Annotated in this window: 28 protein-coding genes; 13 read left to right on the top strand and 15 right to left on the bottom strand. The window is 52.0% G+C overall.

Annotated elements, in window-relative coordinates; translation table 11 throughout:
- Positions 1-68: 68 nt before the first annotated feature.
- Positions 69-845, bottom strand: coding sequence for a 2-keto-4-pentenoate hydratase (locus GOV90_RS18195; RefSeq protein WP_171096458.1), 777 nt, complete (start codon positions 843-845; stop codon positions 69-71).
- Between the two features lie 123 nt (positions 846-968).
- On the opposite strand from GOV90_RS18195, the gene GOV90_RS18190 reads away from it, so the two are divergent.
- Positions 969-1,166 carry a DUF3955 domain-containing protein gene (locus tag GOV90_RS18190; RefSeq protein ID WP_170408632.1) on the top strand — a complete coding sequence of 66 codons (198 nt, stop codon included), beginning with the start codon at positions 969-971 and terminating at the stop codon, positions 1,164-1,166.
- A 713-nt stretch (positions 1,167-1,879) separates the two neighbouring features.
- Positions 1,880-4,252 (top strand): autotransporter outer membrane beta-barrel domain-containing protein, encoded by a 2,373-nt coding sequence (locus GOV90_RS18185; RefSeq protein WP_256367993.1) that lies wholly within the window; start codon positions 1,880-1,882, stop codon positions 4,250-4,252.
- Positions 4,253-4,340: 88 nt separating this feature from the next.
- Here GOV90_RS18185 and GOV90_RS18180 read toward each other — a convergent pair whose 3' ends face one another.
- Positions 4,341-5,270 carry an SdiA-regulated domain-containing protein gene (locus GOV90_RS18180; RefSeq protein WP_171096457.1) on the bottom strand — a complete coding sequence of 310 codons (930 nt, stop codon included), beginning with the start codon at positions 5,268-5,270 and terminating at the stop codon, positions 4,341-4,343.
- A 182-nt stretch (positions 5,271-5,452) separates the two neighbouring features.
- Here GOV90_RS18180 and GOV90_RS18175 point away from each other — a divergent pair, with 182 nt between their 5' ends.
- Positions 5,453-6,211 carry a hypothetical protein gene (locus tag GOV90_RS18175; RefSeq protein ID WP_010443773.1) on the top strand — a complete coding sequence of 253 codons (759 nt, stop codon included), beginning with the start codon at positions 5,453-5,455 and terminating at the stop codon, positions 6,209-6,211.
- Here GOV90_RS18175 and GOV90_RS18170 read toward each other — a convergent pair whose 3' ends face one another.
- The 8 genes from GOV90_RS18170 to GOV90_RS18135 form a co-directional block, all read right to left on the bottom strand.
- Positions 6,212-7,153 carry a metallophosphoesterase gene (locus GOV90_RS18170; protein ID WP_171096455.1) on the bottom strand — a complete coding sequence of 314 codons (942 nt, stop codon included), beginning with the start codon at positions 7,151-7,153 and terminating at the stop codon, positions 6,212-6,214.
- On the bottom strand, positions 7,143-8,576 hold the full coding sequence (locus tag GOV90_RS18165) for a hypothetical protein (RefSeq protein ID WP_171096453.1): 1,434 nt from the start codon (positions 8,574-8,576) through the stop codon (positions 7,143-7,145). Before GOV90_RS18165 ends, GOV90_RS18170 begins: the two co-directional genes overlap by 11 nt.
- 784 nt (positions 8,577-9,360) lie before the next feature.
- Positions 9,361-9,534: a hypothetical protein gene (locus GOV90_RS18160; RefSeq protein WP_157054209.1), complete on the bottom strand. Its 174-nt coding sequence runs from the start codon at positions 9,532-9,534 to the stop codon at positions 9,361-9,363.
- A gap of 42 nt (positions 9,535-9,576) precedes the next feature.
- Positions 9,577-9,882 (bottom strand): hypothetical protein, encoded by a 306-nt coding sequence (locus tag GOV90_RS18155; RefSeq protein WP_171096451.1) that lies wholly within the window; start codon positions 9,880-9,882, stop codon positions 9,577-9,579.
- A 53-nt stretch (positions 9,883-9,935) separates the two neighbouring features.
- Positions 9,936-10,550, bottom strand: coding sequence for a hypothetical protein (locus GOV90_RS18150; protein ID WP_171096450.1), 615 nt, complete (start codon positions 10,548-10,550; stop codon positions 9,936-9,938).
- A 55-nt stretch (positions 10,551-10,605) separates the two neighbouring features.
- Positions 10,606-10,905, bottom strand: a complete 300-nt coding sequence (locus GOV90_RS18145; RefSeq protein WP_171096448.1) for a hypothetical protein — start codon at positions 10,903-10,905, stop codon at positions 10,606-10,608.
- Between the two features lie 59 nt (positions 10,906-10,964).
- Complete coding sequence (locus GOV90_RS18140) at positions 10,965-11,318, bottom strand: hypothetical protein (protein ID WP_171096446.1); 354 nt, start codon at positions 11,316-11,318, stop codon at positions 10,965-10,967.
- A complete protein-coding gene (locus tag GOV90_RS18135; RefSeq protein ID WP_171096445.1) occupies positions 11,269-11,568 on the bottom strand; it encodes a hypothetical protein in 300 nt (99 codons plus the stop codon). The genes GOV90_RS18140 and GOV90_RS18135 overlap by 50 nt, the downstream gene beginning before the upstream one ends.
- Positions 11,569-12,128: 560 nt before the next feature.
- Here GOV90_RS18135 and GOV90_RS18130 point away from each other — a divergent pair.
- From GOV90_RS18130 to GOV90_RS18105, 6 genes are all read left to right on the top strand, one after another.
- Positions 12,129-12,644 carry a DUF805 domain-containing protein gene (locus tag GOV90_RS18130; RefSeq protein ID WP_171096443.1) on the top strand — a complete coding sequence of 172 codons (516 nt, stop codon included), beginning with the start codon at positions 12,129-12,131 and terminating at the stop codon, positions 12,642-12,644.
- Between the two features lie 74 nt (positions 12,645-12,718).
- Positions 12,719-13,489, top strand: coding sequence for a hypothetical protein (locus tag GOV90_RS18125; protein ID WP_171096441.1), 771 nt, complete (start codon positions 12,719-12,721; stop codon positions 13,487-13,489).
- Positions 13,473-14,009 (top strand): hypothetical protein, encoded by a 537-nt coding sequence (locus tag GOV90_RS18120; RefSeq protein WP_171096439.1) that lies wholly within the window; start codon positions 13,473-13,475, stop codon positions 14,007-14,009. Before GOV90_RS18125 ends, GOV90_RS18120 begins: the two co-directional genes overlap by 17 nt.
- Before the next feature lie 143 nt (positions 14,010-14,152).
- The gene (locus GOV90_RS18115; RefSeq protein WP_371808855.1) at positions 14,153-14,536 is read left to right on the top strand and encodes a hypothetical protein; all 384 of its coding nucleotides are present in this window, start codon (positions 14,153-14,155) and stop codon (positions 14,534-14,536) included.
- Positions 14,537-14,876: 340 nt separating this feature from the next.
- On the top strand, positions 14,877-16,766 hold the full coding sequence (locus GOV90_RS18110) for an SLC13 family permease (protein ID WP_171096437.1): 1,890 nt from the start codon (positions 14,877-14,879) through the stop codon (positions 16,764-16,766).
- 254 nt (positions 16,767-17,020) lie between these two features.
- On the top strand, positions 17,021-17,926 hold the full coding sequence (locus tag GOV90_RS18105; RefSeq protein ID WP_171096436.1) for a haloalkane dehalogenase: 906 nt from the start codon (positions 17,021-17,023) through the stop codon (positions 17,924-17,926).
- A gap of 31 nt (positions 17,927-17,957) precedes the next feature.
- Here GOV90_RS18105 and GOV90_RS18100 read toward each other — a convergent pair whose 3' ends face one another.
- Positions 17,958-18,845 carry a LysR family transcriptional regulator gene (locus GOV90_RS18100; protein WP_171096435.1) on the bottom strand — a complete coding sequence of 296 codons (888 nt, stop codon included), beginning with the start codon at positions 18,843-18,845 and terminating at the stop codon, positions 17,958-17,960.
- A gap of 104 nt (positions 18,846-18,949) precedes the next feature.
- Here GOV90_RS18100 and GOV90_RS18095 point away from each other — a divergent pair, with 104 nt between their 5' ends.
- The 4 genes from GOV90_RS18095 to GOV90_RS18080 all read left to right on the top strand — a co-directional run bounded on the left by GOV90_RS18095 (position 18,950) and on the right by GOV90_RS18080 (position 21,191).
- Positions 18,950-19,240 (top strand): putative quinol monooxygenase, encoded by a 291-nt coding sequence (locus GOV90_RS18095; protein WP_170682726.1) that lies wholly within the window; start codon positions 18,950-18,952, stop codon positions 19,238-19,240.
- Between the two features lie 26 nt (positions 19,241-19,266).
- Positions 19,267-20,280 carry a zinc-binding alcohol dehydrogenase family protein gene (locus GOV90_RS18090; protein ID WP_171096433.1) on the top strand — a complete coding sequence of 338 codons (1,014 nt, stop codon included), beginning with the start codon at positions 19,267-19,269 and terminating at the stop codon, positions 20,278-20,280.
- Positions 20,281-20,661: a VOC family protein gene (locus GOV90_RS18085; RefSeq protein ID WP_171096431.1), complete on the top strand. Its 381-nt coding sequence runs from the start codon at positions 20,281-20,283 to the stop codon at positions 20,659-20,661. It begins immediately after the preceding gene.
- A gap of 146 nt (positions 20,662-20,807) precedes the next feature.
- Entirely contained in the window at positions 20,808-21,191 is a 384-nt protein-coding gene (locus GOV90_RS18080) for a nuclear transport factor 2 family protein (RefSeq protein WP_171096429.1), read from the top strand.
- A 422-nt stretch (positions 21,192-21,613) separates the two neighbouring features.
- Here GOV90_RS18080 and GOV90_RS18075 read toward each other — a convergent pair whose 3' ends face one another.
- The 4 genes from GOV90_RS18075 to GOV90_RS18060 all read right to left on the bottom strand — a co-directional run bounded on the left by GOV90_RS18075 (position 21,614) and on the right by GOV90_RS18060 (position 25,720).
- Positions 21,614-22,714 (bottom strand): nitroreductase family protein, encoded by a 1,101-nt coding sequence (locus GOV90_RS18075; protein ID WP_171096398.1) that lies wholly within the window; start codon positions 22,712-22,714, stop codon positions 21,614-21,616.
- Between the two features lie 215 nt (positions 22,715-22,929).
- The gene (locus GOV90_RS21420; RefSeq protein WP_256367981.1) at positions 22,930-23,607 is read right to left on the bottom strand and encodes a GntR family transcriptional regulator; all 678 of its coding nucleotides are present in this window, start codon (positions 23,605-23,607) and stop codon (positions 22,930-22,932) included.
- A complete protein-coding gene (locus GOV90_RS18065; protein ID WP_171096425.1) occupies positions 23,604-24,635 on the bottom strand; it encodes a Gfo/Idh/MocA family protein in 1,032 nt (343 codons plus the stop codon). Before GOV90_RS18065 ends, GOV90_RS21420 begins: the two co-directional genes overlap by 4 nt.
- Complete coding sequence (locus GOV90_RS18060; protein ID WP_171096423.1) at positions 24,632-25,720, bottom strand: isocitrate/isopropylmalate dehydrogenase family protein; 1,089 nt, start codon at positions 25,718-25,720, stop codon at positions 24,632-24,634. The genes GOV90_RS18065 and GOV90_RS18060 overlap by 4 nt, the downstream gene beginning before the upstream one ends.
- Between the last annotated feature and the right edge of the window lie 39 nt (positions 25,721-25,759).

Raw genomic sequence — 25,759 nt, 5'->3', positions numbered from 1 at the left:
ACCATCATGGTCAGCTATTGAGAGCAGCTTTTCTTTGATGCAGTCGGCTTCACCAATCTATCAAAGCCTCATGTAAATCGTACCGATAGCTCGGTGTCCATCACGCCACCAAAACCAGCTGACCATTGTTCGCCCGGCGACACTGGCCATGCGTCCGTCAATGTGCCAGTTGTAACCAGCTCGCCTGCTTGAAGCTGGTCGGCTTCGGAGAGCAGAGACACAAGATGAGCCAGGACTTCAATTGGGCCGCCGAGCGCGTTTTCACCCTTGCCGGACTCGATAGCCTCGGTGCCCTTGAACAATGCTAGTGGCACTTCGGCCAAGCCGATCAAAACATCATGCGTCGCCGCGATTTTGTCGCCAAGAACAAGGCAGCCGTGCAATCCTTGTGCTGCGATTGAGTCTTCGACCGAGAATTTCCAGTTGGGATAAATCGATTGAACAATTTCAAATCCCGGGGCCACCCACTCCACGCAACCTGCCAACTGCTCATTGTTCATTTCAGCCGTCGGGGCATAGCCAAGGCCTAGTACGATTTCTGGTTCGATTCTCGGTTCTGAATACCTTGCCAAGTTTACCGGCTGATCAGTCGAAAACAGCCCATCTGCGTAGACCTCTCCCCAAATGGGTTGATCTACACCATAAACAGGCCAAATCGTGCGGTTCGTGAAGCCGACCTTGCGGCCAACTCTCTTTTTGCCCTGTAGCTCTCGGACGCGACTTGCAATCGAATAAGCGTCATCCAGCGTTAGCTGTTCGGCCTCTGAGGACAGTTTAGATATCTGCTGGGCAGAGGTCAGGGCATCAGCGATTGACTTAGCGCTTGCTTCAATATCTCTTGTCATATTCGCATTATACGCGCCTACGGCTGGATTGCGATGCAATCAAGGTATTGAAGAACTAGGCTCCTCAATTCACAGGTATGAAAAACGATGCTAACTATTGGCCCATTCCCTTGGAGACCTGACATGACCAAACTTCGCCTTTTTGGTATCGTCATCCTTTTCCTTGCAGCACTAAGTGGGCTTTCAGAGCACCTGTTTTATGGCGGTGTCGACCCAAACGGCGTTCTGCAAGAAAGCTTCTTTTTGCCGCTGACTTTCATTCTCGCAGCAATTGGCGTCGTTGTGCTCGTAGTTTCGTTGTTCCAATCACCGCGTGACTGAGACGCGTCCGTCAGTTAGAACGCTGTTCCAAAACGCAAATCGGGTAATCTCCAGGATGGCGACCTCCGCCCAAATCTAGGCAGGCCTCCTCATATTGGTAACGTTCGACCGCACGTCCCGCTAGGAACATGCATAATCCGACCGTCAATACGGTGAGCGCCAACAGTATCTTCGTACTCCGTGTCATTGCTCAGTTTATTGTTTCATTCTCTTGGTGTCAGTCAACCAGCTTTCAGATCTTGTCGAAAATTGGCAAACTCTGAAACTCAAACTTCAAATTGGTTTCGTCGAGTTTCTGAATAAGGGACGCGCCCTCGATCAGATCAATCTCGGTCCAGAAGTTTTGGCCTACTAGCTTGAGAAGGTGCGTATCGGCGGAGCGGTGAGCATCTGCATTGATCTTAGCTATCGACTCCTAAATCCAATGATCCATGCCTATACTCAATGGTGCTGTTCAGCGCCCATCAAGCTAGGGAAAATCGTTTCAAGGCTTGACCTTTTGCGATTGCTTTTACGCAAAGGTGGGTATGGTCGGAATGTAAAACCCGGCTTGTCTTGCCTCGCAGTAAATGCACGAGCAGGTCTGCATTGCGCAGACCTTCCCGTGTTGTGAGCTTGCTCATATGCCACAACAAAAAATCCAAAATGATAAACTTTGTTTTTCAAGTCCTAAGTTGAGGTAGCTTCGCTTGTACCGCGAGAGGAGAAAGTTGGTGACAAACAATAGGCCGTTCCCACTAAGTCGAATTGCTCAGCGCATCACTCTGGCGAATATCGCATTCTTAATCTTGGCTTATTTGATGTCGCCAACCAAAGTACAAGCCCAAAGCTCACAGGCCTGCGTAGAATTAGGTTCTCCTCGAATTGAGTACTCTTCTGGATCTGAAAGCACTCGCATCAATCAAACAATCTCAACGACGGAACGCACGTGTCTGCCGATCCCAAACGGACCCATAACAGGACTTACAATTGGTAACTCCTCTATCACGTCCTCAGGTGAAATTGAGTTGTATGTTCCTGGCCAAAATACCGTTCCAAGCAATGCTTCAGTTTTAACTCTTCTGAATGTTGATGTCGCCGCAGGCAGCGGAGACTTTGTATCCCGGGAAGCGTTGGCAACAAACATCAACGGGAAGCTCAGAGTGAACCTCATTGGAACTTCGATTGGTTCCGGCAGATCAATGACGTTCGTTCCGTTCAACGGCGCGAATATCGACCCCACTGAAGTTTACTTCCAGTCAGACCGACCGTTAACCTACGACAACCTTACCGTTATGGGGGCTACCGAAGTGGTTTTCGGGGCGTACTATATCCAAACCCGGGTTGCCGAGGCTTCTGATTTCACACTGACGAATAGTTCGATTTCTTCAACCAGTGACATGGCGATAGCGGCGGGCACGACCGTTCGGCTGGATGCAGCAAGTAATTTGAACACCGTAAACTTTGAGAATTTTGGCACGCTGGCCGGAACGGGAACCGTGAACGCATTCAACTTCACAGTTAAGAACGGAGGGGTGCTTTCGCCGGGCTTTTCAATTGGTACGCTTAACAATAGTGGCGGTATCGCATTTGAAACTGGGTCAAGGATCTTAAGTGAAGTCGATCCGACGGCCGGTCAGAAAGCCGATTTGGTGTCATCCAGCGGGCCCGTTACAGGGATTAACCGCGCCACTATACAAGTCGAAGCCGCTCTTCCCGGCCTGACTGCGCAGGACTATGCTGCTGGCAACGACTACACGGTTTTTCAAGCCTCGCGCTTCGATGGAAACTCCCCAACTCTTGTTGCCGGAGGATCTCTGCCCGCCCTATCCAGTCTGAGTATCTCAAACACGCCAACCGCGGACGGTAGAATCGACATAGCGTTTTCGACCCTCCCCGTCTCGAGTTTACCACAACATCCATCAGTTGTTGGATCTCCCAATGCAAGCAACCTTGCTGGTGCGGTGGCTAACACCACAAACACGTCACCTGGAGCTTATCTGACCAATGGCTCAACCCTGGGTAATACCGTTAACACGCTTACCAATTCAGGTTTGGCTGGGTTTAATCGTGTGCACGCAGAACCCTATTCCTCCAATTTGACCGTTGGGCTTGAGCAACTTGACCTGATAACAAACACTGTGCTGAGCCATGCTGACTGCCGCAAGTATCAAGCGGTTGGCTTCAGCAATGCGGATCAACCCGTTGCAGAAGGCGACATCGACTCGGCCCAGAGCCCTAGTGGCGCAATAGACTGCTCTGATCGGCGCTGGTGGATCGACACGGCCTATGTGAGCGGGGACGTTGATGGAAGCAATGGCCTTGGGACATTCGACTATTCGCTGGGCACCATTTTGGTCGGAGCGGATGTCGCAAGCACCGATAGAGGTGTGGTCGGCGTGTACGCAGGTTTTGGGACATCCTCCATGGATGAACACGATCAAGTCAATCAGGACTTTTCGACCGACAGCTATCATGTGGGCGTCTATGGGCGTACAACAACCGGAACTTGGGAGTTCTCCGGACTGATCGGTTACATGTTCGGTGAAACCGACGCCAAGCGGAATAACCCTTCTGTTGATGGCTTTACCGGAGGCGAGGCAAAGTCCGATTTGGACCAAGAGGGAATCCACGCCGGTATCCAGGCACGAAAGCTGTTTAACCTGGACAGCGGTGCAAGGGTTTCTACGGTTTTTGGACTGAACTACGGGCGTATTCAACAAGGTTCAGGCACAGAAACCGGCGGCGGCGATTTCAACTACTCTATTGAAAAAGCGAACGCAGAGTCTCTGGTCGCTTCCATTGGAGTTGACTACCAGCGGGATTTCTTGACAGAGAATGGTGTGCTAACCCCAATCGCCTTTGCTCGTTACGAGTACGATTTTTTTGCCAACAAGGACAGTGAACACGAAATCACTGTCACGAGCCCGATATTTGGGACATTCACGCAAGTCGGTCAAAACCGAGGAGCAAATGGCTTCGTTCTTGGCCTGGGGCTAGGGTATCAGATCTCTGATCTGGCCAGACTAACGGCAGGATATGGCTATTCAGTTCGCTCCAACGGCCAAGAGCATGGCCTCGGTGCAAACTTAAGTGTTCGGTTCTGATTAGGGCGCACCAACGAAGAGGAGTAGTAATCTAGCTGCAACAACTTGCGGAAGCTATTGTGGCGATGTGAGCTTCATTCCCCAGCGATCAAAATTTGGGGATATTAAAAACATAGAGCCGCGATTTCTTGGCATCGTCTGTCAGGATGTAGAGAAGCCCTTTGGTCTCATCGAGAGCGATCCCTTCGGGATGTTTAACTTCCTTTTGTTTGCCATCTTCTGAGAACGTCAAACTGATAGACTTTACTGACTTGGATTTTGGATTGTAGACGAAGATCTGACGGCTTTTGTCACTCACAATCCAAAGTGAACGCGAGGACCGAGACCATGCCAGGCCACTCAAATCCAGTTCATTATCATCTACACGTTCGGAGATAAAACCTGCATCGCGGGCTAAAGGAATAATCTCAACAATTTCGTCTAGTTCTGGCGATAACACCATTAACAACCTTGGTTGTCCCTCAATGCCAACAAAGACCAGCCCAGATTCCGGGTCAACGGCGATGCCTTCGGGTCCCTTGTTCAAAGGGTTGCCGACGAGAAATTCAGAGGCGTCCGAGTAGCCTTTGAGAGATGTGAGAGGGATTGTAGTTAGTTGAATGGGGTCTGTCGGGTGAACGACTAGAATTGATCGATCAGTTTCCTGAAGTACTAAAACAGACCCATCTTTTCGTGATGCGACGCCCTCCAGATCTGATCCCGCCAATGAAGGCAGCTTGAATGAGTTTCCTAATGCCCCGTCGATTCCAAGTAGGTGCAGTTTAGGTTCAGCGTCGCTTACTGACCATAAGAAGCCTTCCGCGTTGGACAGAGACAATCCGGAAGGCTCCGAGAAGCCTTCCGATTTATCCGCCACCTTGAATGAGTCGATGAGAGTCAAACCGGGACTCTCGGCGTGGGCGAGCTCGATCCATGCCAGAAATGCAACAGTAGCGCTTGCAAAAGAAGCTAGTGTTCCAAGCTTGGGGAAGCACCGTGAAAACCCAAGTTTCGACCGAAGCAGCTTGTGTTCTGACATTGGGTTTTCTCGCGCTTGGACCATATCCTTGTATCAGCGTTCGTATCACAGTCCGGACGCGATGTCCGAAGAATGCACGGTAATCTCTTTACCTGATCCCGCCTGTTGCGATTGAATTGAATAGGGCACGATGTGCCTTTGGTGAAGCGTAAGCCTTTGGCGTGAGCAGGAAGGAAGACAAGTTGAATACGACCCTCACATTTGTGACCGTGTTGTTGATGCTGCTGTTGCCAGGTGCTGCGGTGTCACAAGTCGACCCTGCGACGATGCTGGCCGGGGCTTCGGGGTCGGAAATCGTTATCGAACGCCGGTGGACGCAGTTTCGTGGCAAACAGGAACTGTATTTCTTCACGCTCGATGTGATCGTCACGATCATTCTGGCTGGCTTGATCGTCTATCATCCGGTGAGACGTAAAGCCCGTAGAAGCGTCCGCGACATAGTTATGCCAAGGCTTTTCTTCCTGTATGCGCTTATCGGTATGGCGGTTGGTTTTCTGGTAGTTCAGCACGGTTCAATGATCGGTTTCGTTATCTTTGGCATCGGCGCGTTGCTCAGGTTCCGCTCCAATCTCGATGATCCGGTGGACACTGTCGAAATGATAATCGTGACCGTTCTTGGTCTTGCGGTCGGTCTGGGCTTGCCGCTGATGGCCACACTGGTGGCGGTTGTATGTTGGTGTTTCATTTGGCTTGGTGGAAGAAACAAGGGTGTAGAGATTTCCCTCAAGGCCTCAGACGAAGAGCACTCGTTGAATGTCAGCGGCGCCATTGAAGCTATGGCCGCAGACGCTGGATGGAAGCTGGTCAGAAAACACCACGTCCCCGGAAAATCTCGCGTTTCATTGCTGTTCATCACCTCGGGTGGACTTTCAGAAGCTCGGATAGAAGAGATGATAAACGATCTGGTTCCTGAAAAAGTCGAACTGAAACTCAACCTTTAGTCATTTAACAAGGTCTAAGCGTTTCAACACCGCATTCGGGGATCTGATCTCTTTCGGGAGCGACTTGAAATTTACCGACCTTTCGAAATCAGGTCCTCGATATACTGCTATCCCAAATTCTCCGTTTGGCTGGAATGTAACATGAGTGAAGCTATGAGGTGATCTGGCGTTATCGCCAATAAGCCGCCGCGGGCCACCGCCCAAGCAAGCCTGGGAGACATAAGCCACGCCGTCTTTCCAACCTGGATAGAAGGCATGATGGTGGCCTGAAAGGTGCAGAACGACACCGCTTTCCAGGTAGATCTTTTCAAGTGTTGGGTCACCGATGATTTCGCGTTCGCGCTGAATCGCGAAGGGCCAGAGTGGGAGGTGACTGAAAGTGACAATCGGGTCTCCATTTGCGCCCAGTTCCTCAAGCCTGTCCTGCTGGTCGCCGGATAGAGGTCCCAAGGTCGTAGCGTCCAAAGACGCAAACGTTACGCCCTGCATCTCAAAAGCGTAGAAGAACGGGTAGTCATCCGAAACCAGAAAATCGACGTCTGGTTTTCTCGGTGTCCATTCCTCTGCGTATATTTTTCTTTCACGCTCGAACCCACGGTAGGCGGAGGCATCATGGTTTCCTGGCGTGACCGCAAATGGAATGCCGGCAGCCTCTAAAGGATCTGATACGGCCTCGTGAAACGCCTTCCACATCTCCCTGACCTGTTTGTCGGATAAGTTGGGGATGCGCTGTCCCGCAACCATATCTCCGGTCGAAATAACCAGATCTGGATCAATCTCGACTATCCGCTCAATCGCTTTGTCGACGCGGGCATCGTATCTTACCGAACCGTAGCTTCCGTTCAAATCCGATATGACGATGACATCCAATGCCGCCCCTTTGCTGGCGAGCAGATTGGTCCAAATGATCACCGCAACAAGGGCAGAACGCTTAAGGGTCATTACAATCCACAACCTCTACCTCGGTGTCGTTTCTCAAAAAGAATGCGACAGGATCCAAGTCGAACATCAAATCACCACTAGAACAATTGCTCTGGAGGATGGACGTTGCCAGCGCAGTGTTTTTGACAACTTGTGCAATCTGACTGCCTGACAACCCTAAGCTTTGCGATAGCCAGTCATAAACCGGGCCTTGCGTTTGCAGGTCACTATTCAATGTAACCAAGCGCCGGTACGTGCTTGGAGAAAAGTGGCGCATTTTCTCCAGCATTTGAGTAGATTTCGCGAAGTTGGCATACTCGACCCGCCCCCCAGCATCGTTGTCGTTTAGATTGCTTCGACGGATCAAAAGCGCGTTGGCAGGAACATCTCCATCCTTTGGCTGATGGTGCTTCGCTTTCTTATGCTTCAGCTTTCCGTCTTCGACCCAATACCAATAGGGTGTGAAGTCTATGTTTCCTACGCGGTCCTGCTGGCTAAAGATGAAATCGAGGAGAACAATCTCGGTAAGTTCTTTCATCCAAAATGCCATCTGTTGGTCGCTAACATCGGGACCGAGATCCTTGTTGATCATCCGGTCTTTTCTGCCTTCTCCGACGCCCTCTGCGATTGCCTCTAACAATGGATTTGAAGAACGCAAAGCCAAGAAAGCGGGGGTTTCCTGAAAATCACGGTTTTGTCCTTTTCCCCAACCAGATTTTCGGGTGCCGTTGATTTCCGAGCCGTATCGATGTCCAGGGCTATCAAGCAGAACACCGTATATTTGCTTTCGATCTGCGGTGAATAGATCATCGGTCGGTTGGTATGAGTTCGGGTCAGCATCCGCTGCTGCGAAGACCCGCCAGCCTTCGTGATTCATGCGCCCACCATGCGAACCACCAGAGATCGCCAGGCCAGGCTCTGCGACTTCGGAAAAATGCGCCTGGGCGTCCATGCTACGCCAAACGGCGACTGGAACTCTGACAGTCGTGTCGAAATATCTGGAGAAATGATAGTAAAGCAACGACGAGGTGGAAAACGTTCCGCTGGTGCCTTTTTGGTTCATGGTGGACTTGAATTTTGCCACCCTGTCCTTGGCTAGATCTTTTGCTGCCTTCCCCTCTTTGCAAGCGTTTCTCTCGAATTCAGAACGGTTCCCCGTGTAGGGTCCTCCCGAAATATCGTAGACGGCCATTCCTGGACTGGTGCTCCAGGTTTTTGGGCAAATAGCAATTTCGGAGGCATAGAAATCGATCTCGCAATAGGCCCTTTCTTCCTCAAGATCGCTTTTTCGATACTCGCCCGTTGGAACTTTTTCGATCCGAATGCAGCGTTCCGTAACACCATTGGGACTAACAAATGTCATGGCTTCACCGAGAACATCGTCGCTCGCCCACAAGGCAGTGGGTGCAATGAAAGCAAGTGACCCCAGAAGATTGAACTTCATTTAGATAGTCCTCCCGGTATCATTTAGGGCAAATCGCTGCCTGTTGTTCGGTGGAGATTTTCAACTTTGGGTCGACACTGAAGTTGGAGAACTTTGTGTCAATCCACTTGTCGCACCCGCCTGAACATGGGGCCCCGTTTCGGGCATCATTCCAATAATCCTTGGCCCTTTCTTCCGTCCAACCGCAAAACTGAACGAGCGCCATTGCAGACAACGCACCCGAGGAATGAACGCCCCACATGCAGTGTACCAGGACGGGGCCCTTTCCAGGGTTTTCAATCACCTCGTGTATGGACGCCATGACAGCACCGGGTCTGGAGGATCTGGCGCTTTGATAGTCAAAGGACCCGTTTCCGCAACTGGTGCGACCGTATTCAGTGTTTTTGCCAAAGTCGGCATAAAACCCGGTTGAAAATCCTTCACCGCACAGAGTTTCGAGTTGACCTTCACTCAGGCCAGTTCGATCCTTGTCGCCGCCCTTGAAACCGGATCGATACAACACTCCGCTTAAGACTGGGCGAAAGAAAGCGACACCATCAACGCCTCCGTCACCCCCCTTTAAAAGCATTTGACTGTTGGTTGGACCGCCATTTCGACTGGTCACGTCAGAACTCGCAGCGGTTGCGAGAACACCAATGAATATGAGGGACGCAAATAACCGCATGCCAACTCCTTTCTATTCTTGAACCTCTGATGGTTACACTCTTCCGACCTGATAAACTCTCGAAAGGGCTGGTTCACGATAACCATTTCAAGTGGGCGGTTAACTTAACGTTATGAAACTTTAGATGGGCCACACGAGATTGATGATAACGACGACTACGAAGTAGGCTAGAACAACTTTCCAGTTCCATTGGTGCTTGTTTTCTTCGTTGATCACGCCAGCCGATTTCAATGCCAGGTTAGTGATGATTAAGGCGACAACGATGACCGCCGCGTGTGCCAGGTCGAATTGCAAGTTTGGGCTCCTTCTCTCGGATTTGGGATTGATGGAAATTTGTCAGCAGTCACCTGATGGCAGCATAGCTACATCTGAGTACCTTCCCTCAGACGTCGTGATCTGAGCACATGCACCTGTATCCTTGTTAAACCAGTACGAGGTCAGCCCTTCGCTTCGGATGAGTTCAAATCCGAGACTTTGGATGCCCATTTCAGCTTGGCCCGCTCTTGCCCCTTCAAATGGCGAAAGATCGCTAGAACTGCCCACAGTTGGTGCACTTGCATCCACCGATCCGCCACTCTCATCGCATGCTGCCAGCGCAGAAATAGATACCGCGCCGATCACCATTAGGACATTGGTTCTCATGTGTTTTTTCCTGGCTGTTTTGGGAACGTGTTCAAGGGCTTCTGGTCGATCACCTATTCAATTCCGAAAATTACGTAGTAGCCGACGGAAGAGTTGCTGCGATTGATAACCTCCACAACATGATCACCAGATTGCCAAAGCTGCCCTCGATAATCCTTGTCCGCCGACATTAATCCCAACAGTTCAGAACCATCGGGGTTACGAATAACGTAGTCTAAGGAGCCATTTCGCGGAGCAACGCGGACGTAAAGAAACTGTTCGTTTTTTGCCCCGAGAACATATTGCTGTGACGCTCCGGGCGCGAGTTCACCAACGAGTTCGGCGCCGGTGGAACCAGCATCGAATTTGACACGTTGGCTACCAGTAGACCCGGCGGCGCCTGCCATGGCTCCACCACCATCATCCATTGCTTCGACAACCGACATCTCGCCGATGCTACCATCCTTGTACGCGATGCAGCGCCAAAGTGTTCCGCCTGCGTCTCGTAGCATGACGAGCGTGCCCGCTTCTGAGAACTCTGAGCTTTCAATCGTACCGGATTGACCGTCTGGTCCACCAACCTGCCGCAAATGATCGATACACGCGTCGTCTGCTTCAGACATTGCAAAAGAAGCCGTGCCTGAGATTGCGATCATCGGTGCGAGGAATTTGAGTACAGCGAATTTCATCAGATGGTCCCTTGCTGGCTGATCCTTAGAGTTTTGTTCCGTACAAAGCGGAACCTCACTTCGCGTCTCGTAACTTTGACAGAAATTCATCGCATGCCTGCGCGCTGCCGACGATCTCGTCCGTCGTTTCAATTCCTTGCAGTGACGCCATTTCGGAATTTACGCGGTTGAGGATCTGATCCGCTTGCTCGGCGGTGATAAGGTTCTCAGCTTGTGCTCCTTTCAATGTGGTGCAGACACCGGCGGACAAGCCTGTCGCAACGCCGACACCCACCGCGGCCCCGCCACCCAAGGTCATCGCCCCAACCACGCCGAAGACGAGCCCGATCACAATTCCCAAGATTACTTTTCCCATGTTTTCCTCCCTTTTGGTGAGAAAGAGTTCAGCCACCACTACTGGCGCAATCTGCGTGCCTATCTGCAAATCAAAACCAGCGCTAACAGGTTGAGCGCCGGAGCAATCGCCGCGAACCACGGCTTGGCGGAATCCGAAAATAAGTCCGCCACAAGTATCCAAGGTAGTCCCAACGGCAGCAGGAACACTCCGGACAAAGGGTCTCGTTCCTGTCCCAACCAGCCAAATGTGCCCGTCAAGAATGCAACCAACGCCAACAGGTACATGACCGCGAATACGATGATGGTGGTTCTACAAACCAAGTCGAGCCTCAGCAGATCAAGCCAGTGCTGCGCAGCCGTATTCAGCTGCGCACCAAACTGGTCACAATGCGCCTTCGTCGCCCAGGAACTCGATACCAGCTGTTGCGCCATCACTGTAAGCAATGCAATTCCAAGGAGCACGATCCTCGCCTACGCCGACTGTGACCTGTGTTCCCGCCTCGCTAAACGCGGATGAGAGCACCACGACTTGCGAATTGTTCGTCGTGTCGGCTACATCTCGCAAACACGCCTGCTGAGCCGGCGTGAGTTCGGCGGACGCACTTGATGTACTCGTATCGTCGCAGGCCGCAAGCAGTGCGAAACATGTCGCGCCCGCAATCATCACCATCTTGTTGGTCATCTTCTTCTCCCTCTGGTTCCCTTGAAATTAGTGAAATTGGATGCGCTTGTTTGAAGCTCTCGCGTCTGTGCAGCCAATTGAACATACCTTGATCCTGTGACTACCTTTCCCAAAACTTGCCGCGGTGGGCTTGGTCGGCGGGACGATATTTCGTTGACTATCGGGGCCGACATTAACGTGTGAAGGCCGAATGAAGTCGCTAGCAAATGCTAGAGCAAACTCTGGAAAGAGAGCGAGTACCTTAAGTCTGAGCATCGCGTCCTCCCAGCGCTCAATCATTGTAAAGTGCCTTCCGACCGCTAGCACTCACTCCAGCAGTCGAAAGGGCTCGGCACAGCGAGCAGCAACGACAACAACGGAGGTAAAATAAAGTTGTGTCGAATTCGCATGTTTGAATCTAATTTTTAATAAATCAATATTTTTTCCGCGCGTAAATTTCTCTACGCTCTCGTACGATAGGCCTCTGCGTTCAAACAAAAAAGTAAGTGGGAGCTAAGAGTGTGTTCCCCTGAGCGGCGAAGCGGTTTGAGGCCGCACAAAAACAATGAAGGGATTGAAAGATGGGATTTGGTGAAGCCGTTAAAACGTGTTTCTCGAAATACTTCCAGTTCTCCGGTCGGGCTATACGCTCAGAATACTGGTGGTTCTTCTTGTTTGTGGTTCTCGTGAGTGCTGCTTTGGCTGTGCTGGATACGACCATATTCGGGACCAACCCCGAAACAGGCCAGGGATCTCGGGTCCTGTCCTCTGTTTTCCAGCTGGCTGTTCTCATACCTATGCTGGCCGCCGGTTGGCGAAGGCTACATGATACAGGACGACCTGGCTGGTATTTGCTGCTGCCGATGGCGCTCAGCATTACAACGCTTTTTGTTATGCTGGGTGGGGTGGCGTTCTTCTCGGTATTGGAGCAAGGGACCGAGAACCCTGACGCATTGCGAGGACCTGCGGCCGTCCTGGGCGTGACCGGCATTGTTGTTGTCTCAATTCTTCAATTGGTTCTGTCCATCCTGATGATCTGGTGGTTGACGCGACCTTCCCAAGAAGGCGCAAATGAATACGGCGCACCTGTTTCCTGACCTGGTTGTCCGGGCAACGGGCCGGAAACTCTGGCTGAATGACAGTTCGAACCACAACACCATGGAGAGAGAAAATGAGTTTCAAAACGATTTCCATTGGAACGCTGATGATGACAATGGCGACCACAGCGTCAGCGGAGTGGTCGTTCAGTTCCGGGCCCAACCCCAATGCTTTTATTCAGACCGGTAACATGACGCTGGAACTTCAGTGTAATCGTATCCGCTTTGCTCCGGTTGGGTATGAGGATAGCCAGGATATCGTGGAAAAGCAGGGGCTCTCCATTCGATTTTTGAAGAACGGCACCACCGAAGTTGGCGCATTTCAGGTTGGCGCAGAAAACGCTGCTGTGCAGATCGTCGACAATTATCCTGTCGAAGTCAGTTTCAATAGCCAGCAGGATTATGGTTTTGTACTGGACCAGCTTGCGGCCAATGCATCCGTTAATCTGTCTATGATTGATCAAGATGTCAGCTACGGAATCTTTGACTTGAAGGGTTCCAGCGCGGCAATTCGGTCCCTTCGTTCCGCCTGCGATTCAGGTGCTAACCAAGGGGCCTCCTACGAAGCACCCGAAGGCATTGTCTATTGTGGTGGCGGAGCGATAAAACGCCAAATCGAATATGTAATTCTGGACAATCCAGAGGGGGAGTGGGACGCGCGAGTAACAGTCAACGGTGAGTCAATCAGAGCCATGACGGCCTACAGTTACTTCGGAAACTCTGAGCCGCCGGCCGGATTTGTCGTTGCCCTGCTTGGGGAGGACAGGTCCGAGTTTCTGATTTTTAGCGAAGGCTCGGCAAACTGGCTGGAATATGGGGACTACAGGTATGATCAGTGCAATTGATACCTCCTTCCAACCAGCTTCCCAAATAGCGCGTCAGATGAAATGTTTGCTCGCCGGGGTTATGCTTGCTTCGGGCCTTGTCTGGACCTCACCAGCTGTCGCGGCTGATGTATCGCAACTTCCGCCCGGTTTGCAGGCGAAGGTTGGTCTGGCGGCACGAGCCTGTGCGGAGTTCAACGACGGTCAATTTGACTTAGATTGGGGTGCGGTTGAAAGGGTCGATCTCGACGGAGATCTACAACGCGACTGGGTTTTGAATGAGGCTGGTTTTGCGTGTTCGAGCGCCGCATCTCTTTACTGCGGAACTGGCGGATGCATGTCGCACTTTTGGGTAAGCGAAGAGGTGCACTCCTTGCTCAACCAAGGCTGGACAGTCGTTGATTTTGGGCGTCAACGCGTTGTTGTTGCGGATATTCATGGATCCAATTGCGACGGAATAAACCCAACGCCTTGCGTCACGGCCAGTGTTTGGGATGCGGACGCTAAAACGTGGCGCTCGTCTGCTGGCGATTGGGAGTAAACTGCATTTGAGAATTGCAGGTAAGCCATAGGAGCTGGTTTGTTCGATGGGTTCTCTGTGGCACGCAAACTTATGGGCAAATCGTGCAAAGTTATGCGCAAATACCGCGCAGAGTTATGGGCAAGCTTCCAAGATTTTCTTCAATGAAATCAATGTTGGGAATGCAGCGTTATGAGCGCACCTACACTGGGTATGGGTTGGCCTATCTCCATCTCGTGGAAGGACAGACCGGCGGCCCGCGCGATATTCCTGAAGGTGGCGATCTAAAGGCGCTCTATGAATTGTTTGACGGTGCAAAAATGGGCAACAACGCTTATGATCGCGAAATGGCGATTGAATCGGTTGAGACCGGTGCCGTCGATCTGGTGGCTTTTGGCCGACTGTTCATTTCCAACCCGGATCTTGTCAGTCGGCTGGAGAAAAACTCCTCGCTGAATGCGCTGGATGCAACTACCCTCTACGGCGGTAACGAAAAAGGATACACCGACTACCCAGCACTAGAAGAGGAAGCGGTTGCCGCGGAGTGATGCATCACTCTTAACTCCTTGGTGACAGGCAATACCAAACAGAGTGAGCGCGCCGGTTTGGACGCGCTCACTTCGTGGGTACGGCAATACCCTTTCTTGAAGCGGGGTTCTTTCACAAGTCTACGAATGGACTGCTTCCCTCCGATTGCAGTGATTAAGAGAGGCTTTTGAGTTTATCTTCAGCGTCTCTTTGAGTTGGCGAAATCCAGGTTTCAGCAGATACCACGTCCGAGAAAACGAGCTACGTACGTCGGCCTGATGGATTTTGGCCTTATTTGCTGCGCAGAGCTGGTCCTTCGTATTTGCTGCTAGTCAGGTAACGTTAGGTTGGGAGTACAATATGGAATTACCAGCACTGACGTACGAAATGATAGCCGTATTGAGTCTATTGTCTTTTACGGTCTTACTTTTTGTTACCGAGATTATACGGATCGATGTCGCAGCAATTCTTGTAATGGTGCTGCTTGGCGCACTGAGCTATCTACCGGGGCTAGGTAATCTTGCCGATGTCTCCAGGCTCTTTGAGGGTTTTTCCTCGAACGCTGTGATGTCAATCATCGCAGTTATGGTAATTGGGGCTGGGCTTGATAAGACCGGACTTATGTCAAAGGTTGCGGCCTTGATCCTCAAGAATGGTGGCACGACAGAGGGCCGGATCATCCCAATCATATCAACAACGGTTGGTGTCATCAGCTCTTTCATGCAGAACGTTGGAGCTGCTGCGCTCTTTCTACCCGTTGTTAGCCGTATCTCAGCACGTACGGAAATCCCGATGAGTAGGTTGCTGATGCCCATGGGGTTTTGCGCGATTCTGGGTGGTACGATTACATTAGTCGGGTCGTCGCCCCTCATCCTGTTGAATGACCTGATTGTTTCAGCAAACTCATCCCTTCCGGCTGACCAACAAATGAAGACATTTGGGTTGTTTTCAGTCACGCCTATCGGTGTGATGCTGGTGCTGACAGGGGTGCTTTACTTTGTGCTCTTTGGTCGTTGGGTCCTCCCAGCGCAGCGAGAGCGCGGAGAAGACGCAAGCTCAGCTCGGTCCATGCAAACATACGTCGAAAATACCTATGGGCTTAGGGCCGATATGTTCGAGATACGTGTTCCTGAAGGCTCAATAATCATCGGGCAAACCCTCGCGGATCTAATGGTCGCCCATAACATGTACATTCTTGGTACATCCTATCGCGGCCACAAGGTCATCGCGCCGATGGCGGATACCAAGATCGAAGCCCCTGCGCGGCTCGCAGTGCTTGGCCTGCGTCGGGTGGTTGAGCATCAGTTTGCTGAGCCTTACGGATTAGAGATCCTACCCCAACTAGATGTCTTTGCGGATGATTTCGCCACGACCCAATCGGGGGTGGCCGAGGTTGTTATTCCTCCCGGTTCTTCAGTGATCGGCCAGACTCCGATTGATTTGCGTCTCCGTCAGACACATGGTTTGTCTCTTTTGGCCATTCAGCGCGGAGAAGAAACACTGAGCCACGTTGAAACCGAGGATCATTCAGCCACGCATATCGGGCAAGTCCCTTTGCAGGCCGGTGATACGTGTGTGGTTCACGTGCAGTGGGACCGTCTGACACGACTTAAGTCGGACAGGGATTTTGTCGTCGTAACTTCGGATTTTCCCCAGGAAGAGTTACGGCCACACAAGGTCGGATGGGCGCTCGCCTTCTTCCTAATAGCGTTGAGCTTAATTCTATTCTCTGATCTGCGCTTGTCATTGTGCCTGTTGATCGGCGCTATTGGGATGGTGTTGAGCCGTGTGCTCTCGATTGACGAAGCCTACGAGTCGATAAGTTGGAGTACTGTTTTTCTACTCGCTTCACTGATCCCGCTAGGTCAGGCGGTTCAGAACACCGGCACTGCGGATTGGATTGCAGCGCATGTGTTGGCCCTTCTGAAGGGGTGGCCGATCTGGTCTTTGCAAGCAGGGATCGCCGTTTTGGCAACGGCGTTCACGCTGGTCATGTCCAATGTAGGCGCAACTGTCCTGCTGGTGCCACTAGCAGTTTCTATTGCCGTATCCGCGGGTGGCAATCCGGCTGTGTTTGCTCTCACGGTGGCAATATCAACGTCCAACTCATTTTTGATCCCAACACACCAAGTGAACGCGTTGATCATGGGCCCGGCAGGCTACCGGGTGGTCGATTTCGTTCGCTCAGGTGGAATCATGACTCTACTTTTCTTGGTTGTCTCAATGACCGGACTTGCGCTCTTCTTCTGATGCGCTTCTTGGCGATCCGCATTGATGAACTCTGCTTCAGCTCAGAAGAACTGGCAAGATGAGGTCTTTGAGACCAATCCTTTTGTTGGAGCAGAAAATCCGAGATCTATACAAATGGACCTTCGCTGCGAGCAAGTGAAGAAGGGCGGCGAACAAATGCAAACCTGACGTCGACATACGCTGGTACTGGACCGTCTTTGTTTTATCGATCACTGTTGCTTGGCCAATACCGTCGGCATATTGGAGAGTTCACAATGAAGTTCCTTAGAACACCTGACCATCGGTTTGACGGGTTGCCAGATTTCGACTTTGGCCCGAACTATCTTGATGTGGATGATACCGAGGGCGGTCTTCTCCGACTGCACTATTTGGACGAGGGACCGGCGCAGGCACCGCCAGTATTGTTGATGCATGGAGAGCCAACCTGGTGCTTCCTGTATCGGCACATGATTCCGTTATTCAAAGATGCGGGTCATCGAGTTCTGGCTCCTGATTTGATTGGGTTTGGCCGGTCGGACAAGCCCACTGAGCGATCCGACTACACCTACCAACGCCATGTAGACTGGATGTCCGAGTGGTTGCGGAAAGTTGACTTGACCGGCATCACATTGGTTTGTCAGGACTGGGGCGGACTCATTGGCTTGCGGCTGGTTGCGAGTATGCCCGAGCGGTTCTCTCGTGTGGTTGTGGCGAACACGGCCCTACCTACTGGTGACGTGCCCTTGGGCAACGCATTTCTTTCATGGCGGGAATATTCACAGTCTGTGCCTGAATTTAATTCGGGACGCATCGTATTTGGCGGCACAACATCGAAGATTTCAGATGAAGAGGTTGCAGCCTATAATGCACCGTTCCCGGATGCGCGCTATCTGGCAGGCGCTCGCGAGTTTCCAATGTTGGTGCCCGACACGCCTGACAATCCAGCTTCAGAAGCCAACCGAGCCGCATGGGAAACCCTCAAGACCATTAACACTCCGTTTCTGACTGTTTTTGGAGAAGATGACAGGGTCATGGCGGGCGTAGACACACTGTTCCAAAGGTTGATCCCTGGGGCAGTTGGTCAAAATCATATCGTTGTGCCGAAAGCCGGGCATTTCATTCAAGAAGATGCTGGCAGAGAGCTAGCGCAGGCGACTTTGAAATTCATTGAGCAAGCATAGCGGCTATCAGTTAGTGTCTTCCCCTGCGGCCTCAACTCACACCAAATTTGCGACGCAGATGCTCGGCCAAGGCCGTTATGCGGCGTGGTTGGGCTCGGCTCGGCGGAAACATCATTTGCAAAGGTTTCGGGGGCGGGAGGAAGTCGCGCAAGACTGAAACAAGTCTGCCAGATCGAACATCGTCGCCGACATCCAGCTCTGACTTCAAGACGACCCCATGGCCTGTGATCGCCCAATCGCGGATCAGTGAACCATCATTGACTATTCGATTTCCCTTTACCGATACGCGCTGGGCATTTGGTCCTGACCCAAACTCCCAAACGTTGTCAATCATGTCCCCAAACCTCATGACCAAGCAGTTGTGGTTCAATAGATCTTCTGGTTTTTCAGGCGTTCCGAATGAGGCCAGATAACTTGGGGACGCACACACGAAACGTTGGTAGCTTCCTAGATTTCGCAATCTGAGCGAGCTGTCTGTTATGTTGCCGAAGCGAACGGCGAGGTCAAAACCCTGGCCTACAAGGTCGACATAGTCGTCCGAGAGGGACAGTTCGATTGAGACGGCGGGGTTCTCTTCGGTGAATTCGGCAATAACTTCGGAGACAAAGCTCCGTCCCAAATCGATAGGCGCGCTTATGCGAATTGGACCAGATAAAGTTTCGGCACCATGCCGAACAAGTGTGTCCAAGTCCGCAACCTCACTGAGTACACTTTTTGCACCGTCGGCTAGTAACCGGCCTTCTTCAGTCAGGCTGATGGAACGGGTGGTTCGGTTGAATAAAACCACTCCGTAGTGTGCTTCTAGGGCCGCGAGGCGCTCGGATACTGTCGTGCTCGACATCCCTGTCTCGCGCGCCGCGGCCACAAGACTGCCTTTCTCGGCTATGGTCAGAAACAAGCGAAGATTGTCTAAAAGCATTAAACGGAATTTCCGGATTATATGTTCGATTATACCCCGTTTATCCCGAAATGACTGCGGCGTAAATCTTGCGCATCGCTCAAGAACACAAGGGACCTATTCCAATGGCCAAGCTGACAATCGTCGCCAACATCAAAGCCAACCCTGACAAGATCGACCTCGTAAAGGGTGAGCTGATCAAGCTCATCGACATAACCCGTGCCGAAGAGGGTTGCATCAACTACGACCTTCATCAGGACAACGACAACCCGGCTCATTTCGTATTCTACGAAAACTGGGAAAGCCGGGAGCTTTGGCAAACCCACATGGGTGCTCAGCACCTTGCGGCTTACTTGGAAGCAACAGAGGGTGCCGTTGCAGAATTCACGTTGAATGAAATGACAGTCATCGGTTGATACAGAACCGAACAAAGGAGCACGTTATGAAAGCCGTGGGATACCGTGAGACAGGGTCGATTGATCGGGCGGACGCCTTAATCGACTTTGAGGCCGATAAACCGACGCCGAAGGGGCATGACTTGTTGGTGAAAGTGCAGGCCGTGTCAGTGAACCCAGTCGATACGAAAATTCGGCAAAAACGTGCTCCCGCGGGTCCAGCACCTGATATTCTGGGATGGGACGCAGTAGGGATCGTCGAAGCAATTGGCGAAACGGTTGAGACTTTCAGTCCGGGAGATACAGTTTGGTACGCCGGGGCAATAAACAGATCGGGGACCAATGCCGAGTTTCATCTGGTGGATGAACGTATTGTCGGAGCCGCGCCAGAATCCATACCGGCGAAAGCGGCTGCGGCGATGCCGCTAACGACGCTTACTGCTTTTGAGATGCTGTTCGACCGCTTGCGAGTCCAAGATGCCGTTTCCGGCGGAACCAATACGTTGCTGGTTATTGGTGGCGCTGGTGGTGTCGGGTCAATCACCATTCAATTGGCACGGGCTCTCACTGAATTGACAGTGATAGCGACGGCGTCCCGACCCGAGACACAAGACTGGGTTCGAGAGCTGGGCGCACACCATGTCATCAACCATGCGGAACCTTTTGGCACACAACTCGAGGCTCTCGGTATCGACAGCGTGGATTTCATTTATTCGACAAACCATTCCCAGCTTTATGCTTCCCAAGCTGGAGAGGTGATGACACCTCAAGGTCGCTTTGGGTTGATTGATGATCCTGAAACCTTCGACATCGCGCCGTTCAAACCCAAATCGATCTCATTGCATTGGGAGTTCATGTACACTCGGTCGCTTTTTAGGACTGGAGATATGAACCGTCAAAGCGAAATCCTGAATCAGGTCGCCGGGTTGATAGATGACGGAAAGATCAGATCCACAGCGACCGATACACTTGGTAGGATCAATGCTGCAAACTTAAAGAAAGCGCATGCTATCCTCGAAAGCGGCAAGGCCAAAGGAAAGCTGGTGCTTGAGGGTTTTTAGATGAGAATTGAGCGGCTGGATCATGTGAATATCGTGACGACTAGGTTGCCTGAGATGGTTACTTGGTATGAAGAGGTCTTGGGTTTAAAACTCGGGGCCCGCCCTGATTTTCCGTTTCCCGGAGCGTGGTTGTATGCGGGTGATCACGCCGTGGTTCACCTTGTGGGTCACGAAGGAACGCCTAATGTCGGCTCCGAAGTGAAGCTCAAGCTCGAGCATTTTGCGCTCTCAGCCACAGGGTTGAGAGCATTCGAAGAAAAACTGATCTCGTGTCAGATCCAGTATCGCAAAACTGATTTCCCGGGGGCTGGAAAGGTGCAAATCCATGTGGCCGATCCTGATGGAAATCATATTCACATAGACTTTGAAGAAACCGAATAAGTGGCTAACCCGTGAAATAGTCGCAACGCAAAATCAAGCCGGTAACTTCTTGCCGATTAGGGATTGAGGTCCTTGCCGGGTTGCTTCCAAGACTTGCGTGGGCCAACATTTTTTTGGGCGGTGCAAACGTCGATTTGGAGATCAGTATGCCGGACCTCAAAACAAACAAGAAAAATGTCATCGCTTTCTACGAAATGATGTTCAACGAGTGTCGACCTGCCGAGGCCATAGAGATCTTTGTTGGGGAAACCTATACGCAGCACAACCCGCATGTTGGCGACGGCAAGCAAGCGTTTATCGAATATTTCGAGCGCATGGCCGCCGAATACCCGGGAAAGCGTGTGGATATCAAACGTGCCTTTGCTGAAGACGACCACGTTATTCTGCATTGCCACCAAATCTGGCCCGATGGTCTCGAGTACGCAGGGATCGATATTTTTCGCCTGAATGTCGATGGGAAGGTTGTCGAGCACTGGGACGTTCTTCAGGAAGTTCCAGCAAACAGCGAGAATGACAATGGCATGTTTTGACTTCGCCGTTCTGACATCGGTGCATGGAACTTCGAAAGGCCCTGTCGGCTAAACCACGATGGTCAAAGGTTATAAGTCTGATCCATGAAACCCGTCGAAGCGTATCTATCACGAACCCTTTAGTTAGGAGATAAATATGCTCCCGAAGAGTATTCTTGCGGCGACCATTGGACTTTTCACAGCCACCTCGCTTCAAGCTGGTGTACAAATTCGCTTTATGCGTCATCGAAGTCTTGGGCACCTGAAACGCGTTTGAGAGTTGCAGCGGGGTTTCCCCTTCGGGACGCCGTACCAGATGGCCCAAAATTCCAAATTGGGTCGCCGTCATTCGACCAGGTAAGAACGCTTCAAGCTTGGTCGAGATCAACTGATTGATGATCCCGACCTCGGTGAAGAACCGGTAGACTTCGTTGGTCTCATCTTCAGGCTTCATTCAGAATTCGTGTCTCCAGCGGCCAGCGGGGTGTGGCAATCGGTTCAGACCCATACCCCAAACGCAACAACATTTGCACCGTGTGGCCCGGTGACGCAAGAAGCTCATGCGCGAGAGCGTATTCATCGGCCATCTCAGGATACTCCTGAAGGGCCTGACTGACCGGATGTACGCCCAGGCCCATTTCGGTTGTCTTCAAGTAAAACCGCATCAATTGACGACCGGCATCAAGTTGATCGCTTCGCGTGTTTGTGGCTGTCGTGAGGACTGCGTATTGCGGCGTCGCGTCGAGCATGGCGAAGTAGCCTCGCATGTGTGACTGAGTGCCTGGGTGGTCAACGTTCATCAGGGTCTCGTTGTCCAATAGGCCGGTAAGTCGCAACGTTTCCAGCATGGGATCGCGTAATTCAATCCCGTCCGGGTTGGCGTTGATTTCTGCTTTCCCGATCCGCATCAGGTCGACGGATTCTTTCAAGGTCTGCGGGGTTCGCATTTCGATTTCGAAAGCGCGTTTCGTGAGGTCTCGAATACGGGTCACCAAATCTTCATCGGTAATCAGGGTGGCGTAGTTTTCAAGGACCGACACTTCCGTCTCGGACAGCCGCTGTTCAGTGTACGGTTCCTTGTTTGAATGTCGGTTGAGGATTTGATCTGAGAGTGGATCGGGTGCTCCGCCAGGAACGAACACTGCTTCTGCGATGGGTCCGTCATCTCCATCGGGCAGTAACGTGACCTCGGTATCAAATCCCTGCGCACCTGCTGCCAGTACCATCGTCTCAACAAATGCACCGAGACCAATATAGAGCTGGCGGTGGTAAGGATCGGTTTCCGGAAGCTCGCGATCAGGATCACGGTGGATGCGCACCTTGTCTTGCCCAACGAACTCGACCAGCCAAGGTTGCAAGTTGTGTGGATTGGGGGCGAGAATCGCGTAGGACAAAGCAGCCTTGCGTGGGTCGTTATACGGTTTTGGCGTCCACGGAGCCAACGCTTCATGCGGCGTGCGTGTAGCGAGGAACGCGACCGCGCCCGTTGCCGCCAGAATTGTGCCTCCGCCTAGAATCTTGAGAAAACGTCTTCGATTTGGCATCTTGAGTCTCCGCTAGTACAATATCGAACTAAATTAATTCGAAATCGTACTATTACAACCCCAATTGATGCAGTGATTGGTCGAGTGATTTGAAAAAAGAATATTAGAGCCGCCGGACGCAACCGCCGATTACCGCGGTGGACAAGTACTGGGGGCGCCTTTGGTGCCGAAAAGAAGCAGTTATTTTAGTTGATTAACGACTGGATGCGAGAAGATCAGAGGCTGTTGAGTCGGTGCTTCTCTAGTATCCCGCAAAGCATAGCCTGTGCTTGCAGCCTGTGTGTTCGATGTCGTTCACGGGCGGCATCCGGTCGACCTTCACTAATCGCTTGGAAAACAACCCGATGATCTTCATTGGATTTGACGGGCAGGGGCCTGATGAACAACGTCGTTGCGCGTGCGCGGCGTACCTGGTCGCTCATCATGGCAACAATCGCTTCGACCCGTTTGTTGCCGCCCAACCGAACGAGCTCCTGATGAAACGACTCGTCGGCCTCGGCCCAGGCTTCAAGGTCTTCGGCTTCGATGGCTTGGTCCATCTTCGCAATTGATCCAGCGAGTACCGCCAGTTCATCTTCTGAATAACCAGCTTCGGCAGCGCGCTGTGCTGCAAGACTCTCGAGTTCCGTGAGGATGTCGTAAATTTCACGCATATCATCTGATGAAACAGGCAGAATCCGCACGCCCTTTCGGGGCCGCATTTCAAGCAAGCCCTTACTTTCCAACATTAGCGCAGCTTCCCGTATCGGGGTACGGGACATACCAAGGGTTTCCGCGAGTTCCGACTCCAGATGGTCAGTCCCCGCGGCCAGTTCGCCAGACAGGATCATCCGCCGCAAGTCCCTTACAGCGCGTTGAGTATTGGAAAGAGTTTTGTTGTCCTGATCCCTCACGGCGTCTCCAGGTTGATTTTTCGTCCCTCAGCAGCCGAAAGATAGATCTTCTCTTCGATGCGGATCACGTCCAGATAATCTCGGGCCGAGTTCTCCAATGGCGTGCCACTTAGAAGGCCTGAAACGACGTGACTTTGCAAGGCGTGTACGCAGTCTCCTCCAAATCCATCATGATCGCTCGGAGGTAGAATCTGCTGTCGCTTATGTTTTCCAAATGCGCGGAGGTCAACTGAACCGTCACCGTTAAGAACCAGTGATCCTTCCGTCCCTTCGATGAGAGCCTCGCCCATGGTCTGACGCAGGTTTTCTGCACTGTGGTCAAGGCATCTGTTGCCATCGAACAGAGCTTTCAAACCGTTGGGGTGGTCAAACAGGATGTAACCTGCATCCTCGCCCGAGATAACGGGGTTAACTTGGCGCAAGTCCGCATAAACTGCGTTGGGCGCACCAAACAAAAAACGGAATGTGTCTATCCAGTGAACCGCTGTTTCATGCACCAGAAAACGTGGCATGTCTTGAAAGTACGGCTGCCGGTCAAGGTAGGCGTGCGGTCCCTGTCCGTCGCCGGGCCGAAGCCGGAAAGTCGCTTGTAGAGGTGTTCCAATTCGACCCTCGGTCATCGCTACCTTGATCGCACGATACCAGGGCTGGAAGCGAAAATTCTCATGCACGACAATGGTTGCGCCTACTGCTTCAGCCTCGGAGACGATCTTCTTAGCTTCTTCTAATGACATGCAGAAAGGTTTTTGGCAGATCAGCCACTTTATTCCAGAGCGCAGTGCCGTTCGGATGGCATCGGCCTGCGCCACAGGTGGAAGGATGATGTCCAAGAGATCTGGTTTTTCCACTTCCAGCATTTTTGACAGATCATCGTAAGCGGCCAGTCCTGTTTCCTTCGCCTTGTTGATATCACGGTTGCAGGATGCAATCGGAACCGCTCTGGGCATTCGGGACCAACTTTCGTAGTGGAACCTACTGAAATATCCCGCACCCACACACGCGACCCTGATGGCTTGTTGAGTATTCATGCCCACAATGCTTCCAATACCGATGAGGCCGCGTCCTGCGTTCCGGCGGTGCCACCTAGGTCACGCGTTAGGTTCTGTCCGTTCGCGGTCACCTTTTCCACGGCTTCACGCAATCGTTCGCCGTCGTTGGACAGGCCTGGGTGATCATGGGTCAAACCCAACCATTCAAGCATCATTGCTGCGGACAGGATCATCGCAAAGGGGTTGGCAATACCCTGTCCTGCAATGTCTGGAGCGGAACCATGGCAGGGTTGGAATACAGCGTGATTCAACCCGATATCCGCTGACGGAGCCAGTCCAAGACCGCCCATAAGACCTGCACCAAGGTCGGAGAGGATGTCTCCGAACATGTTCTCGGTCACCAAGACATCAAACTCCCAAGGTTTTTGGACCATCCACAGTGCGGTGGCATCAACATAAGCATGGTCTGCCTGCAAATCGGGATGGTGGGCGGCTTCTGCATCAAACATCGATCTGAAGAATGCAAAGGCGCGGAATACATTGGCTTTGTCGACACATGTAACCCGTCCCCGACCACGCCTAGAATCCTTTCGGTTCTGGGCGAGTTCAAACGCGAAACGGAACAGTTTTTCGGACACCTCACGAGTGATCAGCAGTGTCTCACGCGCATCGTGTTCGGTAACTTCACCAGCGCCTTGGGTGAAGAACAGCCCTTCTGTGCTTTCGCGTATCAAGACAAAGTCGATCTCTTTTCCGGGAGGCAGCGCCAAGGGGGTCATTTGTCCACTGCTTACCTTTACTGGCCGCACCCCAGCGAAAAGTCCTAGCTGCTTTCGCAGATCAATCTGCGGTGAAATCTCAGTTCCGTCCGGGTAGCGAACATCCGGCAAACCCATTGCAGACAGCAGAATTGCGTCGGCGTTGCGAGCCATTTCAAGTGATCCCGCTGGAAACGATTCTCCAGTTTCTGCGTAGTGGGAGGCGCCTGCCGGCGCGTCCGAAAACGCCAACTCGTAGCTGGGGTTTTCGCCTGAGAGGTGGCGCAGAATTTCAAGCGTAGGGGCCATAATTTCAGGGCCGATCCCGTCGCCGTGGAAAACTGCCACATCATAATTCTTTTTCATCTTAGCCCGCTTCCTTCCCGTTTCGCATTCATAGCGCGA

Origin of the sequence: Ruegeria sp. HKCCA5929, assembly GCF_013034525.1 — a bacterium.
Lineage (GTDB): Bacteria > Pseudomonadota > Alphaproteobacteria > Rhodobacterales > Rhodobacteraceae > Ruegeria.
The sequence above is the reverse complement of the archived record's forward strand: the minus strand, read 5'-3'. Positions and strand labels throughout refer to the sequence as shown.

Coding starts and splice junctions, on each gene's coding strand:
- GOV90_RS18195 (WP_171096458.1), bottom strand. CDS start 845: ATGACAAGAGATATTGAAGCAAGCGCTAAGTCAATCGCTGATGCCCTG.
- GOV90_RS18190 (WP_170408632.1), top strand. CDS start 969: ATGACCAAACTTCGCCTTTTTGGTATCGTCATCCTTTTCCTTGCAGCA.
- GOV90_RS18180 (WP_171096457.1), bottom strand. CDS start 5,270: ATGTCAGAACACAAGCTGCTTCGGTCGAAACTTGGGTTTTCACGGTGC.
- GOV90_RS18170 (WP_171096455.1), bottom strand. CDS start 7,153: ATGACCCTTAAGCGTTCTGCCCTTGTTGCGGTGATCATTTGGACCAAT.
- GOV90_RS18165 (WP_171096453.1), bottom strand. CDS start 8,576: ATGAAGTTCAATCTTCTGGGGTCACTTGCTTTCATTGCACCCACTGCC.
- GOV90_RS18155 (WP_171096451.1), bottom strand. CDS start 9,882: ATGAGAACCAATGTCCTAATGGTGATCGGCGCGGTATCTATTTCTGCG.
- GOV90_RS18150 (WP_171096450.1), bottom strand. CDS start 10,550: ATGAAATTCGCTGTACTCAAATTCCTCGCACCGATGATCGCAATCTCA.
- GOV90_RS18145 (WP_171096448.1), bottom strand. CDS start 10,905: ATGGGAAAAGTAATCTTGGGAATTGTGATCGGGCTCGTCTTCGGCGTG.
- GOV90_RS18140 (WP_171096446.1), bottom strand. CDS start 11,318: ATGGCGCAACAGCTGGTATCGAGTTCCTGGGCGACGAAGGCGCATTGT.
- GOV90_RS18135 (WP_171096445.1), bottom strand. CDS start 11,568: ATGACCAACAAGATGGTGATGATTGCGGGCGCGACATGTTTCGCACTG.
- GOV90_RS18130 (WP_171096443.1), top strand. CDS start 12,129: ATGGGATTTGGTGAAGCCGTTAAAACGTGTTTCTCGAAATACTTCCAG.
- GOV90_RS18125 (WP_171096441.1), top strand. CDS start 12,719: ATGAGTTTCAAAACGATTTCCATTGGAACGCTGATGATGACAATGGCG.
- GOV90_RS18120 (WP_171096439.1), top strand. CDS start 13,473: ATGATCAGTGCAATTGATACCTCCTTCCAACCAGCTTCCCAAATAGCG.
- GOV90_RS18115 (WP_371808855.1), top strand. CDS start 14,153: ATGAAATCAATGTTGGGAATGCAGCGTTATGAGCGCACCTACACTGGG.
- GOV90_RS18110 (WP_171096437.1), top strand. CDS start 14,877: ATGGAATTACCAGCACTGACGTACGAAATGATAGCCGTATTGAGTCTA.
- GOV90_RS18105 (WP_171096436.1), top strand. CDS start 17,021: ATGAAGTTCCTTAGAACACCTGACCATCGGTTTGACGGGTTGCCAGAT.
- GOV90_RS18100 (WP_171096435.1), bottom strand. CDS start 18,845: ATGCTTTTAGACAATCTTCGCTTGTTTCTGACCATAGCCGAGAAAGGC.
- GOV90_RS18095 (WP_170682726.1), top strand. CDS start 18,950: ATGGCCAAGCTGACAATCGTCGCCAACATCAAAGCCAACCCTGACAAG.
- GOV90_RS18090 (WP_171096433.1), top strand. CDS start 19,267: ATGAAAGCCGTGGGATACCGTGAGACAGGGTCGATTGATCGGGCGGAC.
- GOV90_RS18085 (WP_171096431.1), top strand. CDS start 20,281: ATGAGAATTGAGCGGCTGGATCATGTGAATATCGTGACGACTAGGTTG.
- GOV90_RS18080 (WP_171096429.1), top strand. CDS start 20,808: ATGCCGGACCTCAAAACAAACAAGAAAAATGTCATCGCTTTCTACGAA.
- GOV90_RS18075 (WP_171096398.1), bottom strand. CDS start 22,714: ATGCCAAATCGAAGACGTTTTCTCAAGATTCTAGGCGGAGGCACAATT.
- GOV90_RS18065 (WP_171096425.1), bottom strand. CDS start 24,635: ATGAATACTCAACAAGCCATCAGGGTCGCGTGTGTGGGTGCGGGATAT.
- GOV90_RS18060 (WP_171096423.1), bottom strand. CDS start 25,720: ATGAAAAAGAATTATGATGTGGCAGTTTTCCACGGCGACGGGATCGGC.